19 protein-coding genes and 1 pseudogene are annotated in these 12,843 nt (G+C 60.5%); 3 read left to right on the forward strand and 17 right to left on the reverse strand.

Annotated elements, in window-relative coordinates; translation table 11 throughout:
• Window positions 1-59: 59 nt before the first annotated feature.
• The 13 genes from U0L91_RS12000 to U0L91_RS12060 all read right to left on the reverse strand — a co-directional run bounded on the left by U0L91_RS12000 (window position 60) and on the right by U0L91_RS12060 (window position 8,416).
• The gene (locus U0L91_RS12000; RefSeq protein WP_227611883.1) at window positions 60-350 is read right to left on the reverse strand and encodes a hypothetical protein; all 291 of its coding nucleotides are present in this window, start codon (window positions 348-350) and stop codon (window positions 60-62) included.
• A gap of 12 nt (window positions 351-362) precedes the next feature.
• Window positions 363-851: a hypothetical protein gene (locus U0L91_RS12005; protein WP_227145879.1), complete on the reverse strand. Its 489-nt coding sequence runs from the start codon at window positions 849-851 to the stop codon at window positions 363-365.
• 112 nt (window positions 852-963) lie between these two features.
• On the reverse strand, window positions 964-1,293 hold the full coding sequence (locus U0L91_RS12010) for a Mor transcription activator family protein (RefSeq protein ID WP_005936263.1): 330 nt from the start codon (window positions 1,291-1,293) through the stop codon (window positions 964-966).
• Between the two features lie 18 nt (window positions 1,294-1,311).
• Complete coding sequence (locus tag U0L91_RS12015) at window positions 1,312-2,688, reverse strand: N-acetylmuramoyl-L-alanine amidase (protein WP_330047250.1); 1,377 nt, start codon at window positions 2,686-2,688, stop codon at window positions 1,312-1,314.
• A 13-nt stretch (window positions 2,689-2,701) separates the two neighbouring features.
• Window positions 2,702-3,076 (reverse strand): hypothetical protein, encoded by a 375-nt coding sequence (locus U0L91_RS12020; protein ID WP_005936257.1) that lies wholly within the window; start codon window positions 3,074-3,076, stop codon window positions 2,702-2,704.
• On the reverse strand, window positions 3,076-3,438 hold the full coding sequence (locus U0L91_RS12025) for a translation initiation factor IF-2 (RefSeq protein WP_330047253.1): 363 nt from the start codon (window positions 3,436-3,438) through the stop codon (window positions 3,076-3,078). The genes U0L91_RS12020 and U0L91_RS12025 overlap by 1 nt, the downstream gene beginning before the upstream one ends.
• Window positions 3,435-3,884 carry a regulatory protein GemA gene (locus U0L91_RS12030; protein ID WP_005936250.1) on the reverse strand — a complete coding sequence of 150 codons (450 nt, stop codon included), beginning with the start codon at window positions 3,882-3,884 and terminating at the stop codon, window positions 3,435-3,437. Before U0L91_RS12030 ends, U0L91_RS12025 begins: the two co-directional genes overlap by 4 nt.
• 17 nt (window positions 3,885-3,901) lie before the next feature.
• Window positions 3,902-4,423, reverse strand: coding sequence for a host-nuclease inhibitor Gam family protein (locus U0L91_RS12035; RefSeq protein ID WP_055188839.1), 522 nt, complete (start codon window positions 4,421-4,423; stop codon window positions 3,902-3,904).
• Window positions 4,424-4,460: 37 nt separating this feature from the next.
• A complete protein-coding gene (locus U0L91_RS12040) occupies window positions 4,461-4,655 on the reverse strand; it encodes a hypothetical protein (protein ID WP_330047255.1) in 195 nt (64 codons plus the stop codon).
• Between the two features lie 15 nt (window positions 4,656-4,670).
• Window positions 4,671-5,651, reverse strand: coding sequence for an AAA family ATPase (locus tag U0L91_RS12045; RefSeq protein ID WP_330047256.1), 981 nt, complete (start codon window positions 5,649-5,651; stop codon window positions 4,671-4,673).
• Between the two features lie 15 nt (window positions 5,652-5,666).
• Entirely contained in the window at window positions 5,667-7,538 is a 1,872-nt protein-coding gene (locus U0L91_RS12050; RefSeq protein WP_336648241.1) for a Mu transposase C-terminal domain-containing protein, read from the reverse strand.
• A gap of 226 nt (window positions 7,539-7,764) precedes the next feature.
• The gene (locus tag U0L91_RS12055) at window positions 7,765-7,989 is read right to left on the reverse strand and encodes a helix-turn-helix domain-containing protein (protein WP_005936238.1); all 225 of its coding nucleotides are present in this window, start codon (window positions 7,987-7,989) and stop codon (window positions 7,765-7,767) included.
• 31 nt (window positions 7,990-8,020) lie between these two features.
• A complete protein-coding gene (locus U0L91_RS12060; protein ID WP_005936235.1) occupies window positions 8,021-8,416 on the reverse strand; it encodes a hypothetical protein in 396 nt (131 codons plus the stop codon).
• A gap of 76 nt (window positions 8,417-8,492) precedes the next feature.
• Between U0L91_RS12060 and U0L91_RS12065 the strand changes: the two genes are divergently transcribed.
• Window positions 8,493-8,753 carry a hypothetical protein gene (locus U0L91_RS12065; RefSeq protein WP_330047261.1) on the forward strand — a complete coding sequence of 87 codons (261 nt, stop codon included), beginning with the start codon at window positions 8,493-8,495 and terminating at the stop codon, window positions 8,751-8,753.
• Window positions 8,754-9,025: 272 nt separating this feature from the next.
• On the opposite strand, the gene U0L91_RS12070 is transcribed toward U0L91_RS12065, so the two are convergent.
• From U0L91_RS12070 to U0L91_RS12085, 4 genes are all read right to left on the reverse strand, one after another.
• Window positions 9,026-10,240, reverse strand: coding sequence for a hypothetical protein (locus U0L91_RS12070; RefSeq protein WP_330047263.1), 1,215 nt, complete (start codon window positions 10,238-10,240; stop codon window positions 9,026-9,028).
• Between the two features lie 80 nt (window positions 10,241-10,320).
• Window positions 10,321-10,476, reverse strand: a complete 156-nt coding sequence (locus U0L91_RS12075; RefSeq protein ID WP_238044191.1) for a hypothetical protein — start codon at window positions 10,474-10,476, stop codon at window positions 10,321-10,323.
• Window positions 10,477-10,568: 92 nt separating this feature from the next.
• Window positions 10,569-10,733 (reverse strand): DUF6906 family protein, encoded by a 165-nt coding sequence (locus U0L91_RS12080; protein WP_166444379.1) that lies wholly within the window; start codon window positions 10,731-10,733, stop codon window positions 10,569-10,571.
• 98 nt (window positions 10,734-10,831) lie between these two features.
• Window positions 10,832-11,086: a hypothetical protein gene (locus U0L91_RS12085; RefSeq protein ID WP_330047267.1), complete on the reverse strand. Its 255-nt coding sequence runs from the start codon at window positions 11,084-11,086 to the stop codon at window positions 10,832-10,834.
• Between the two features lie 305 nt (window positions 11,087-11,391).
• Here U0L91_RS12085 and U0L91_RS12090 point away from each other — a divergent pair, with 305 nt between their 5' ends.
• Both U0L91_RS12090 and U0L91_RS12095 read left to right on the forward strand, forming a co-directional pair.
• A complete protein-coding gene (locus tag U0L91_RS12090; RefSeq protein WP_005936213.1) occupies window positions 11,392-11,880 on the forward strand; it encodes a helix-turn-helix transcriptional regulator in 489 nt (162 codons plus the stop codon).
• Between the two features lie 784 nt (window positions 11,881-12,664).
• Window positions 12,665-12,843: pseudogene (locus U0L91_RS12095) on the forward strand (helix-turn-helix domain-containing protein); the annotation flags it as partial.

Raw genomic sequence — 12,843 nt, forward strand, 5'->3', positions numbered from 1 at the left:
GACAGGCTTTGTTCTTGCTGACCTCCTGCTCGGTCAGCTCGTCAAGGATTGCCATGAGGTCACTCCTCCTTTCCTTTGGCTTTGCCTCCGTAGAGGATTTGGTCGAGCTTGTCCTCGACCCTGTTCATGACCCGAATGTAGTCCTCCCGCGTCACATAGATCAGGGGGAGGTCTGCCTTCAGGTCGTTGAGGTTCTTGTCCAGCGTCTTGATGTCCTCGGCGTTCCGCTTGTCCGCCTCTTCAAGACTTGTGAGCGTCTTCTTCATAAAGAAGGTGAGCGCCCCGACGACGACGGTGCACAGCAGCGACGCCGCCGCGCCGATGAGGGCGGTGATCTGAGAGACGTCCATGTGCCGCCCTCCTTACCGTTCCGCTTCGCCTTCGATGAGCGCACTCTCCGGAAGGGTGATGTACGGCTCGTTCTGCTTGATCTCCAGCACAGTGGCCTCGATGTACTTCGTCAGATACTCGTCGAAGCTGCCGAGGTTCTTCGTGATGACCCGCTGCGCCTCCGGCGCGATCGACGCCTTGACCTCATCAAAAACCTGTTTGCCCAGCGCGACCAGCTCCTCGCGGCTTGCCTTGCCGCCCTTGACTGCCTCGCGCAGTGCCTTTGCCGTGGTCTGCTCCATCGCGCTCACCGACAGTGTGGCGAGGTTCTCAACATCCTTCAAGGCGTCGTCCAGCACCTTGCGAGTGGATGCGTCCTCGATCTGCGCGGTCTGCGCTTTCAGCTTGGATGCGCCGAGCCGGATGTAGTAAACTGCGTAGGCTCCGGCGAGGGCCAGTACAGCGAGCGCGACGTTGAGCAGCATCTCAAACGCCGCACTCTGGATGATGTCCATGTTCATGTTTGGTGTCCTCCTTTGAGTATAAAAATAAGACTATGAGCATAGCTCATAGTCTTATTTTACCGTCCCTTTCAGGAACCTTATATATGTACTGCTTCTTAGAAATGTTGTCTTAGAACGTAGTGTTTTCCGGCTCGTCGCCGTAGTCGAGAAGGCTCATCTGTCCCTCCAGCTTCCCCTCGCCGCAGAGCTGCCGCACCCACCGCTCCGTCACGCCGTACTTGCGGGCGAGCTCGGGGTGGTTGTAGCCGTTGAACTCCGCTTTGATGTGAGCGTCTCGGACAGGGCGAAGGACACTCTCCGGCTTCTGGAGGTAGATGGTCGAGCCGCCGACGACCGAGCACAGCTTGTAGTAGTTCTCGACGCCGATCGTCTCCGCGATGATGCGGTTGTCGCCATCAGGAACCATGTCGATCGTCAGTTCCTTTACGAGGTCTTCCATGTCCCGCCCTCCGCGTCCTTACTCGGTCACTTTTGTGAAGAGCTTCCCCAAGATACCGAACATCTCGCCGACCGTCACCTGCTCGCTGAACTTCTGCCGCCAGAACTCGGGGGAGTTGATGACGCCAGCCTCCGTGAGCGTTTCAAGCCCCTCTAACTGATACGCCGGGAACTCCGGCTCCTGCTCCTCCGGCTCGCTCGGTGCGGACGGCTGGGGCACCTCGAACGCCATGATCTGCCCCAGCAGAGCGACGATCTTGCCGCCGTAGCCCTTGCCCGGTACGGCCCAGCCCTTGCCGTTGGGGTTGTCGCTTGCGCCCAGCCATTCCACATACTGCGCCGAGCCACGTGTCACGAGGGAGAAGCGCGGGTCGACGCACCCGTTCACGAGCGTCTCCTTGGAGGCGTATGCTTTCAGGTGCTGGATCTGCGCCCGGACGCCCGTGCGCGGGTCGGGGAAGGTCGCCGCCTGTCCTTTGGCGTTGCCGTTCAGCGCCCCGATGCCCGCGTAGTTGTTCTGCGTGGGGAGCACGATGCCGCCGTACTTGAAAAAGCCCGTCTCGTGGAGGCTCTGCGCAAAGGCGACGTCGCCGCGCACGCCCTCGGCCTCGCCCTCTTCAAGGAAGAACTGCGCCAGCTGCTCCAGCGAGCACGCCGGGAGCTGCGGCTCCGCGTTCTTGGATCGGGCGAACAGCGCCATCTGCTGCGCGCTCGCCTTGGCCTTGCCCATGATCTCCGTCTTGCCCGTCTCCGTGGTGGTCGCACCGCCGTTCAGCTCCGCGAGCTTCGCGGCGACCTTCTGCTTGAACTGCGCCCAATGAGGCAGGATGTACAGCGGGCAGTTCTTCCTCGCACCCTGCACGATGGAGTCCGGGTGGCCCATCCAGTGGTTGTGCGTGTACAGCTCGTTCACGCTCAGGCCGTGCTTCTTCAGCAGCAGCGCCGCCAGCAGTACGCCGTTCTCCTCAGCCTTGCGGTCTTCCTTGCTGCCCGTGCCGTCCATGATGATCTCGATGGAGAGCGTCGTCTCGTTGCCGCCCGTGGCCTTCCGGCCATCGCCCGCGTGCCAGCCCACCTCGTCCTCTCTCAGGTTCTGCCATGCGTTGATGTCGTCGACGTAGTAGTGGACGCGGGCGTCGTTCATGTTGGCGTTTGGCCACGTCGCGCGGGTGTACTGCTCGGCGTCCTCCTCCACATTCTTCAGGTCGTTGGTGTTGTGGATGGTCACGCCCTTGACCTTGCCCGTGCCGCCCGAGAGCAGACGGTCAGCCTTGTACTGTGCGCCCTTCTTGTACGCGCCGGAGTCCTTGGGCCAAACCGCGCCCCACGGGATGATCTTCTCGTTGATGACGAGGCCATGCTCCGTCCTCGTCGCGTCTGGTGTCAATTTTGCCATGATGTGAATCCTCCTATAAATTCATGACCGGGTTGTAGACCTTCTCGACATACTCCCCGATGCTGTATTGCTCTCGCCCCTCTTTTTTGAGTTGCTGCATGAACCGATCGGTCTCCACCGCCAGCTTCATCAGCTTCAGGATGCCAACCTGCTCCGATGTCACTTCGTGCAGCTCCGGCCCCACCGTTGCCATGATCGCCTTGCGGAGGTAGAAATCTGCGGTGTAGACATCCATCTCGCTGAAATCCTCCCACACCTCCCGGGCGAACTTCTTGCGGTTGAGCCGGGGCTTATCAGGTGGGAGAACGCCGTCCGCTTGGAGTTGCTTCTTGATCGCCGCACGCTCGGCCTTCTCCCGCTGCGTGAGGCGTTTCTTCCCCTTTGGCATTACATATCACCTCCCGCTGCTTCCGCGCCGCCTCCGCCCTCCTGCGGGCCGTAGCCGAGCCTTGCGCGGTAGACATTCATCGCCCGCATGACCTGTGCGGTGGCTGCGTCGCTCGCCAGCTTCTCGCCAAGGCGCTGCCGATCCTGCGCCGTACCCTCCGTGGAGGTTGCGCGAGGGATCTCCGCCATGTCCTCTGCGTGTAGCTCTGTCAGGCGGCGGGCAACATTGGGAGGGAGTTGTTCATAGTAGACCCGCAGGAACACAAGCCCCGTGTCCCTGCAGATGTCCATGCCGCTGCGGATGCTGTCCTGCATCCGCGCTATGCGTTCCAGCGCCGCGAGGATCGCTCGTTCCTCTATCACAGCTCCGCCTCCTTCCGGCGCTGCCGTGCGAGGATCGCCTTGAGCCCTTCGATGACCTTCTCGCATTGCGCCATGTTCAGCCATTCGATGCGGTCGACATGGGCCACGCGCTTGACAAAGCCTTGAATGCGGCGCGGGTCGTCATTCCAGCCCAGCGCCTCGCACAGCGCGTAGATCTTCCGGCGCTGCGCGGTGGTGCGGATGTCGCCGCCCGTGTCCGTGCGCTTGTCCCGCACACTCCGACTCACACTGTCCTTCATGTTCTGCAGCACGCGGGCAACAGTGTTGACCTCGCCCTGCGTCAGCATCTTCATGGACTCCTTGCCTGTCTCGCGGTAGACAACCGCGTGCAGGTCTTCGTCCGTGAGGTGCAGCTCCGGCGACTTCGCGATCGCCCACAGCGTGCGGATGGAGGGCTGTTTGCGCCCAGTCCTTGCTGCTGTCATTCCGTGAGCCCCCTTCCTCAATTGCCCGCCTTGATCTGCTCCAGCTTGGCGATGTTCACCTCATAGCCGAACACGTCGCTCTGTTTCCACGTTGCGCCCACGGCGTTCACCGTGTCCTCACCGTACTTCTTCAGAGCCTCCTTGCTAACCTTCTCTTCCACCACGATGCAGTCCGTCATCTGGCGGGACTTGAGACGGCGGATGATCTCCTCCAGCTTCTCCTTCGCCCGGGGCAGCGAGACGGATGTGGAGAGCCGGAAGCCTACCTCGCCGAACGTCAGCACCATCGACTTCGTCTTGCCCATCTCGTCCCTGTGGTCGGTGACGAAGCTCTTGATCTCGCGCTCCAGCTTGGCCACATTGTCGTTGAGCGGCTTGCTCTGCTCCTCGGCGACCTTCTGTGCCCCTAAGATTTGCTTCTGCATATCGCTCTGGATCTCGCCCAGCGCGATCTGCGCCTCGGCGATCTGACGGAGGGCGTCGTTCACGTCCTCCCATGAATGGAGGCTCGGGGCCTCGACTACTCGTTTCCTTGCCATGTTTGCGGCTCCTTTCAATTTGTTAATGTTGCGGGCTTTACGCCCGGTAGTCTCGCTTGGTGCGCTCGCCGCGCTCCGGGATCTCGGTGAACAGTGCCACAAGACCCATCGGCAGCGTCAGGAGGATCGCTGTCGCGTCCCGATCCTCCGGCGTCCCGCCGTAGGCTGCCATCAGGAGCAGCACGCCGGAGAGTAGGATGAGGATCGCTCCGCTGATGCGTTCTATTCTCATATTTGCTGTCCCTCCTCAAAGCATCATCATGGACGACGCCTGTGCTATGGTCTTCACCGTCACCGTCTCCTCGCCCGTCTCCTTGAGGATGCGTCGGACGTTAGAGAGCGTGCGGTCGAGCAGTCGGAAGCACCCGGTCTGCATATTGCACGCCCGCGCTTTCAACTCCACCAGCGCCTCCGGCTCGATCTGGAAGTCCGTGAGATAGCCCTCCACCTCCGAGGGGGAGAGGCCCCGCAGCGAGGCGTAGAAGTCCACCCGGTTCGCCATACGCACGAGGTAGGTCTTGATCTGCGCCTCCAGTTTCGGCTCGCCCGCGATCACAAGACCCACATCGCTCTGATCGAACACCGCCCGCAGGATCTCCATTTTCTTCTGTGTGTACTTGCTCACCAGCTTGTCCGCCTCGTCGATGATCAGCAGGTAGCCCTTGTTCGTGTTGAAGAACTCCCGGATGCCGTTCACCCTGCGCCAGATCGTGCCGTAGCCGTTTGGGAGCCCGATGCTCCGTTCAATCGCCTCCACAAGGTCGCGGCTGCTCATGGTGTCGTCGCACTCGATGTAGGCCACGCGGGAGAGCTTCGCGTACTGCCGCAGGGCGTAGGTCTTGCCGTAGCCACTGCGGGCGACTACGATGCCGAGGCCAATGTACTCTTGACAGCTCTGGCATACACCGAGCACGGCCTTCGCGTCCCGGCTCTCAAAGAATACGGGCGTCTGCCACGTCTTGCCCTCTGACTTCGCCAACGGCGTCGTCAGGTCGATCGCCTCGCCCGTCTGCCGGGTGAGGAAGTCCGTCAGCTTGCTCTCAAGGTCGTTCGGGTTGCTGTCATATTTGCCCGTGAGATACCGGGAGACGGTGGTGCGGCTGTAGCCGATGTCCTTGGCGACCGCCGCGATGCTTGAGTGCTGCGTCTGGATGTAGTTGTTCACGCGCTGCGCGAGGGGGCTGATGTTGGTGTAGATTGTGGTGCGCTCTGCTGCTGTAACTTCCATGATGTACCTCCGTTATTATTCGTTCATCGCTCTCAAAAGAGAGAGCGCCTTGTCGCCTTTGGCGTTGAGGAAGGTGTCGTCCGTGACCTTCTTCCGGCTCGCCTTGCTTGCCTGTTCCGATCGGAACATTCTGTCCTTGGGCAGGGAGACCAGCTTCTGGCTCGGCGTGGCCTTGATGGTCAGGTCGATCATACCCACTGCATCCGAGGGCCTTGCGCCGTCCTCGAGCCGCAGCTCGTAGGGGCGAACTCGCTCCTCCAGATACTCCCTGACCTCTCGCTCGTTTCGTTTCTGATCACGCAGATGCTTCTCCAGTGCCGCCTGAGAACAATGCGGGCCGAAGGCGAGCAGCTCGGCGGACACCGCCTCACAGATCTTCTTGCCGTCCATGTCGTACACATAGAGCTTGGTGACATCGTCGATGTCCCATTTGATGTTGACTTTCTGATTGACGTAGTAGGCGAGTTCCGTGTCCGTGTAGAGTGTGCCGAACTTGTTGATGCCTTGGTTTGTGACGCGGGCGGTCGCCGCCTTCATCAGCAGCATCGCCGCGTACTCTCGGGGTGGAGCTGCCTTTTCATAGCGCGGGCCGTTCTCGAACATCTCGATCGGCGTAACCCATTTCTCGCCCGCGTCGCTCAGGCCGCGATGCTTGCGGGTGTGATACTTGGTGTTCTTCCACTCCGTCCAGACTTCGAAGAACTCCTCCATCGTCAGCAGCTCCCCGCGCTCCAGCATCTGGTCGATGTCCTTCTGCCGCTTGGCGTAGGTCTTCGAGCCTGTCAGCGTGCCCGTGTAGCTCTCAAACCACTTGGAGAATTTCGAGCAGACCGTGGAGAAGAAGCGTTCGATCGGTTTGTCCCAAGGCTGATACGGCAGCGAGCGTCCGACCTCTTGGATGCCGATGCTCTGATAGAAGCCGACCGTTTCCGAGTCAAATGCGAAGTCAAGGTCGATTTTGCGGTGCTTGCGGTTCTGTCCGGTCATGGCCTTGGCAGTATAATCCTTGCCGTTGTCGACGTGCAGGATGTGGGGAACGCCGCCCGGATTGCTGTAGATCATTTTGACCAGCGACTCCTTCAGCGTCTGCGAATTGGCGTTGACGCACGCTACATCGCCGATGATAGCGCGGGAGCGCATATCCAGCCACGCAACCAGCTTCGGGCGCACGGCCTTGATCTTGCCGTTCGGGGCCGTCCACTGCACCCAAAAGTCGAAAGTGTGCTCGTCGCCAACAACATACTCCATGACTTGAAGGCTCGTCGCGTCGCGCTTGCCCTTCATCATCCGCTTGTTCTTCCACTCCCGCGTCCCATTGGCGGCGAGGAACCGGGCAGACTCCGCACCCCGCTGTCCCATGAGGAACTTGATATACCGGGCCACCGTCTTGATGGAGGGATACTCCTCCCACTCCCGCCGCTCCGCCTCCAGCTCAAACCGTTCATAGAGCATCTCGATTGTGCCGAGGTTCGCCGCGAACCGCTTGTCGAACCAGATGTTCTCAATGATCGCCTTCTGCTCGTCCGTCAAGCTCGGGAACGTACCCGTCTCCTTTGGCTTCCGGCACAGCGCCAGCGCCCGGAAGTAGTCCCGGCTCTTGCCGTCCTCCTTCTCCAGCTTCAGCGCCCATGCGTTCGCCTCCAGCACGTTCTTCATGTAGCGGTACAGGCTCTGCGGGCTGATCCCCAGTCCCAGCGCGTACCGTTCGGCGTAGCCCGTGCGGTCAGGGCCGTCATAGTCGATGAAGTCTTGCACCCGTGCCGCCAGCTCTACCGCCTCATAGAAGCGCTTCTTGTTCGCCTCCGTGTACTGGTTCAGGTCGGCGGTGACGTACCACGGCACGGCCTCCTGTGCTCTCTTGTCTATGATGACCTCACTCCCTTCCACCTTCTGCGCGGCTCGCCATGCCTTCCGCGCCTTTGCCGAGAGGGAACTCGTGGAGATTAGCGTCCTGTCTTTACCTCCGCCCTCTTGGGCTTGTGCTTGCGTCCGATATTGTTCAGGATTCCGCTTCATCCTTTGGACGAGCGTGTTGTACTTGACGCTTTCAAAGGTCGCCGCCTCCTCCAGCGTGATGAATACGTCCGGCACTCCGTTCCCTCCCTTCCGTGCGTCATGCCGCGATCGCCCGCTCCGCCTTCTTCGGGTCGAGCGCGAGGGCGGCGATGATCGCCGGGAGGTACTTCTCACCCGAGCGTGTCCCGTTCAGGATATAGCTCATGTACTGCGGGCTTGTGCCCACCGTGGCCGCCAGCTCCGCCCGACTCATATCCCGGTCAGCCAGCGCCTTCACCACCATCTTCCCGAACGGCGTCAGCCGTTTCTTCGGGCCTCTCATCGCTTGCCCTCCTTTCTCCTTGTTCTTAGACTTACTTCCGAATGACCGCCCAGCCCAGCGAGACTGCCACACCTATAAACGCGGTGACGCTCACGGCGGGGACAGGGCAGCGCATCAGCAGCAGCGCCGCCGCGAAGCCCAGCGTCGCGAGGATGATGAGCCCCGCCGTGATAAGGAACACCGCCGCGCTTTGCGCCGTGCGCCCCGCACGCTTTCGCGCCTCCCGCTTCACTTCTCTCTCAAGTAAGTTGAGAACGAGGTCGTAGCTGCGCACGCTCTGCGCCGCTTCAAAGAATTGCTGCTCCATCCCCGGCAGTGCCCGGAACGGGTCGCGGGGGTTGCCCGCCTCCCGCAGCCGCGCCGCCGCGTTTCGCCGTGCGATGACGGTCGCGCCGATCGCGGTCTTGAGGTCTTCTGTGCTGAACATTCTGCTGCTCCTTTCCTTTGCCCTCCTGCTCGTGTATAATGGAGCTGGGCCGCTGCCCGGGGAGGGGGTGTTGTCTATGGCTGATGCTACCCTTGATGCCGTCGAGCGTGTACTCGACGAGGTCGACAAGAGCCGCGACGTTGACTGGTCTATTCTCGGCGAGCGTCTTCGCTCTGCCATTCTCGACTCTGGCGAGCACGTTGACGCTGGGTTCACCGAGGCCCAGAAGGCGGCGATTGTTGCCGTCTGCCGGGAAACTTATTATGCGGCGTCAGTAGTCGCAAGGGCCTACGCCTTCAAGGCTGTCGAGGCTCTTCTGGAGCGGAGGGGCGAGTGAGCGCTTCTGCTACGTACTCCATGCGCCCCTCCCTGATCCTCTCCGCCGCCTCTCGGATTGCTTTCACTGGAGGATGGTAGTAGGCGGGAGCATCATCCGGAGCCGTCCGCTTGTCGGGCGGCTCTTTCCCTTTGAGTGGCTCGCCTGTCAGCCATGCCAGCCAGCACGCGCGGCAGCTCACGCCGTCACAGTGGGCGGGGATAGTTGGCGGGCACGGTGCGGAGATGATGTCCGCGATCTCACCCGCCGTGGCCTCCGGGGCCTTGAGCAGTTCAAGTCCTGTCATGCTGCGCCTCCCGGTATTTCTTCACCGCGTAGTTCATGGTGTAGAGGCGGTTCAACTCCCAGAGCAGCCGATCATACTCCCGTTGCATCGTCTCCCTCGCGTGGCCCGTCAGCTTGCCCATCTGCCCGTCGACGTCGACCGCCATGCGGAACACGTTGCGGTAGATCGTGCAGTCGTTCTCCGGGCACTCGCCGAGAAGCGCCGTCCCGAGCTGGTGGAGCTCCTCCAGCCGATGCGCCGGGATGCGCTCTGTCTCGTGCTGGAAGCCGTTGAACAGCTCGCCGCCGCCCTTGGTGTATTCGTCCACCTCCCGCAGCAGGTGCCGCAGCCGGGAGAGGTCTTCAAAGCTCACGCCCTCCAGCACCGTCTCCCACGCTGCGCCCGCCTCGGCGATCTGCGCCGCATAGTGCTCGCACTCGTTCTCCTGCAGGATCTGTCCGTCCCGCAGCGCCGCAAGGTAGGCCAGCGCCTCATGCCCGCCAAGCAGGGCGGTCAGGGTGTCCTCAGCGTGCCTCACGCCCTCGATGTGCTCCCGCAGCGCTCGCTCGCTCCGCTCCCGGATGCGTAGGTCTTGTGCCTCCGCGTCCTCGTAGAGCTGTCCCAGCGGGCACTTCGCGCAAATGGCGTCCAGCTCCTCCTGCGTGTGTCCGGCCCGGTTCTTGCACCGTTCGTCGCACACGAACGCCAGCAGCTCTTCGGGGTTGCGCGGCATGGGGCCGTCCAGCCGTCCCGCGCCGAAGGTGTCCGGGTCGGTGATGACCTCGCTCTCCGGCAGGAAGCCGATCTGATGCAGCGCCATCTTGAAGCCGTAAAGCTCGTGCGCGGCGGTGCGCGGGTCGGTGTCGGGGTGGTGCTTGCTCTTGACCTGCGTGGCAAGGCGGCGCGTCCAGCCCTCGATCAGGGCGGCGGGCTCCACCGCCTCCTCGGTATAGCTCTCATTCGTTTCCACGGCGGCGGTGTAGGTGGGCGGCTCGTCCGTGATGTCCTCCTCGGACTCCAGCCCCCGTGCCAGCTCCACGGCCACCTCCAGCGTGTCCGCGTCGTCGTACTCCATCGCGCCCCGGTCGATGTCCAGATTGCCCGTGTAGACCTCCGCGTCGATCACGCCGTACTCTCCGAGGGCCGTGCCCTCGTACTCGCGCTTCTCGCGGTCGTTGAACTTGACCACGAGGAAGCCGTTGATCTTCTTGATCTTTCTCATGCTGCCGTCATTCCTTTCTGCCCTGCCATCTTCAGACCGGGTGGGGCAGTTCCCGGTGACGCCCTTCCGGGCGTTTCGGCTTAGTGGTGGGTCGCTTCAAAGTTCTCAATCGCCCAGCGGTTGCCCGTGGCGTACACGGCCCGCCGCGTCCGCTCCTGTGGCGTTTCCCGCCTCGGCATGGCCGCCAGTGCCTCCATCATGCCGCACCTCGGGCAGATGTCTGTCTGGTTGTCCACTCGCGACAGCGCGGGCGGCTCGTCGTATGCTTGCCCACACAGTGGGCAGATGTGCGGTTGCTCCTTCATGCTGCTGCTCCTTCCTGCAAAGCTCATCCGGCCAGTGGCGGGATGACGCGGATCGTGTCGTGGTACTTGTTCAAAATGATTAGCTCGCCGTTTGCTTTCTGCTTCACGACCAGCCAGTTCTCCGGGGCGAGGCCCGCTTGCCCGAGCCGGATCTTCTGCTTGCGGGTGGGCTTCTTGCCGCGTCTCATGATCTGCCTCCTTTCCTTTTCTCGGCGTTTGTGGTAGAGCAAAAGCGAACGGCGGTCGGCGGAATTAAATCTAAGAGTCGCTTAGGTGTTGGTGGGCTTTAGCAGTCCGTCAGGGTGTCGCCCTTGACCTCGTAACGATTGGGGCCGATGATGACGAAGGCCAGCATATTGGTCGTGCCGTCATGGTTGACCTGATTGATCGCCTCGTCCAGCTTGCCGTTGGTGACGTGGACTTTCTCCATGCTGCCGGTGCCGGTGTCCAACAGGCCGAAGCCGTTGGCCTCCTCCGGGGTATCTCCGACAGTGGTGAGGGCCAACTCGTCGGGGGTGATCTCGTTGCGGCCCGGTTCCAAGTTGAAACCCGCCTCCGCCTCCTTCAAGGCGTCGTTCGTCTCTTCCAGTGTGGCCTCGCCAGTGGTGTACTTGAACAGGATGTCTGCGATGTCGTTCTTCATGTTGTCGTTCTCCTTCTGAAAAACGCCTCCGCCGCTCGCTTTTACTCTACCGTTCGCCGATTTGCTATTTCATTTTCGGTCGGGGTGTGCTATGATTTACTTGCTTTATACTTAAATCAGATTACACCCCTATTATAGTCTCCGTTCGGCTACTTGTCAAGCGGAAAGTCTCTGAAAATCTACTTTTTGATGGGAGGCATTTTATGTCCGAATTAGTTGATAGAATTGAACAGGCCATAAAGGAAAAGGGCAGTAATTTCAAGCGCGTCGAGCGTGAATGTGGTCTCGGAAATGGTACTATAAAGCGGTGGGGTGAACAGAGTCCCCGCCTCGACAAGCTCGTCCTTGTCTCCGAATATCTACAAATCTCTCTGGACTATCTCGTCTTTGGGCGTAGCTGTTCGGAGACTGCACAGGAGAATGACCGCAATGCGGCTTTCGAGCACCTCAAGCAAGAACAAGGTCTGACCTGCGACGGTTCGCCGTTGGAGGACGAGGAGGCCGATCTGATCGCCATGTATCGCCTCTTGCCGGAGGAGCAACAGGAGGACATTTTTGACCTCGTTCATCTCAAATATCGAAAGCACGTCGAACGGAAAAAAGAGTCTATTTACTGGACGTATCACAACGGCAGCTCCGCAACAAAAAGCGGCCCCGCCGAGGACGCTGAAGCCCAAGGTGGAACCGCTTGATTTTTTGCGCTGTTTTGATTTAGTTGTAAATCTGTTTTCTGTCACTTTGCTTTTTGAGTGCCAGCCGCCCGAAAACGCCCGAAAACCCTTGAAAATAGGCAATGTGACATAGGTGACGCCGATTTGAAAAAATGTCACATTGCTCGCCGCCTGTTTTGGCCCGGTTCGCCGCCCCGCCGCGCACGCCTCGCACGGCCAGCGCACGCCCTAATCCCCGCCGATCCGCGCCGAAAAGCCCCGTTTTCCCCAAAACTCGCACGCTCTAACGCTCCGTTAGCACGCTTGCCCCTCTTGCAATCCGCCGCCGCGTCTGCTACAATAGCAGTATGAGCCGCGAAGCTCTCGTCCTCTTGGTCTGCTGCTGTGACTTCCGGGACGGGGCCGAGCGGCTCATACCATCTAAAAGCCTCAGAAATGCCGTTATATGGGCGTTTCCGGGGCTTTTTTGTATTCTGCGTATGTGTGCGCCTCGCCGCGCCGCCGCCGTTGTGTGGCCTCGTGGGCGTGAAAAAAGCGCCGACCGCCGCCGACGCATCCTCATCTCAAGATTGTTGATAATTCGCGCCTCCGTCCCGCGCCGAAAGTCGCCGTTTCCCGCGTATTTCAAGGGTTTTCCCGCCGTCTCCCCCCTCATCCCGCCCTATCCCGCATTTCTCAAATATCCTGTCTCCCCACATTTACTATGACCTATAAATTTTGCTTATGGAGCGCTTGAGATGCGGGAACAAAAAGAAAGGAAAAGCACAATCCAGACGGTATCAGCGGCAGACCACAAGAATAAATTGTGATTTCACAAGATTGGAGTTATAATAAGAGAAAAGTTCCTGCCGGGGCAACCGCCCCGGTGGTATGGATAGGAAGGCAGGAAAGCAATATGCACATCAGCTATAAACCACTCTGGCATACACTGTTAGAGCGTGATATGAGAAAAGAAGATTTAAGGCTTGCCGCCGGTATGACAAC

The organism is Gemmiger sp. (assembly GCF_036306485.1).
In the GTDB taxonomy this organism is placed as follows: domain Bacteria; phylum Bacillota; class Clostridia; order Oscillospirales; family Ruminococcaceae; genus Gemmiger.

Excerpts from the sequence above, each read along its gene's own strand:
- U0L91_RS12005 (WP_227145879.1), bottom strand. The coding sequence starts at position 851 with ATGAACATGGACATCATCCAGAGTGCGGCGTTTGAGATGCTGCTCAAC.
- U0L91_RS12090 (WP_005936213.1), top strand. The coding sequence starts at position 11,392 with ATGTCCGAATTAGTTGATAGAATTGAACAGGCCATAAAGGAAAAGGGC.
- U0L91_RS12040 (WP_330047255.1), bottom strand. The coding sequence starts at position 4,655 with ATGAGAATAGAACGCATCAGCGGAGCGATCCTCATCCTACTCTCCGGC.
- U0L91_RS12035 (WP_055188839.1), bottom strand. The coding sequence starts at position 4,423 with ATGGCAAGGAAACGAGTAGTCGAGGCCCCGAGCCTCCATTCATGGGAG.
- U0L91_RS12060 (WP_005936235.1), bottom strand. The coding sequence starts at position 8,416 with ATGTTCAGCACAGAAGACCTCAAGACCGCGATCGGCGCGACCGTCATC.
- U0L91_RS12080 (WP_166444379.1), bottom strand. The coding sequence starts at position 10,733 with ATGAGACGCGGCAAGAAGCCCACCCGCAAGCAGAAGATCCGGCTCGGG.
- U0L91_RS12010 (WP_005936263.1), bottom strand. The coding sequence starts at position 1,293 with ATGGAAGACCTCGTAAAGGAACTGACGATCGACATGGTTCCTGATGGC.
- U0L91_RS12045 (WP_330047256.1), bottom strand. The coding sequence starts at position 5,651 with ATGGAAGTTACAGCAGCAGAGCGCACCACAATCTACACCAACATCAGC.
- U0L91_RS12065 (WP_330047261.1), top strand. The coding sequence starts at position 8,493 with ATGGCTGATGCTACCCTTGATGCCGTCGAGCGTGTACTCGACGAGGTC.
- U0L91_RS12055 (WP_005936238.1), bottom strand. The coding sequence starts at position 7,989 with ATGAGAGGCCCGAAGAAACGGCTGACGCCGTTCGGGAAGATGGTGGTG.
- U0L91_RS12020 (WP_005936257.1), bottom strand. The coding sequence starts at position 3,076 with ATGCCAAAGGGGAAGAAACGCCTCACGCAGCGGGAGAAGGCCGAGCGT.
- U0L91_RS12030 (WP_005936250.1), bottom strand. The coding sequence starts at position 3,884 with ATGACAGCAGCAAGGACTGGGCGCAAACAGCCCTCCATCCGCACGCTG.
- U0L91_RS12070 (WP_330047263.1), bottom strand. The coding sequence starts at position 10,240 with ATGAGAAAGATCAAGAAGATCAACGGCTTCCTCGTGGTCAAGTTCAAC.
- U0L91_RS12015 (WP_330047250.1), bottom strand. The coding sequence starts at position 2,688 with ATGGCAAAATTGACACCAGACGCGACGAGGACGGAGCATGGCCTCGTC.
- U0L91_RS12000 (WP_227611883.1), bottom strand. The coding sequence starts at position 350 with ATGGACGTCTCTCAGATCACCGCCCTCATCGGCGCGGCGGCGTCGCTG.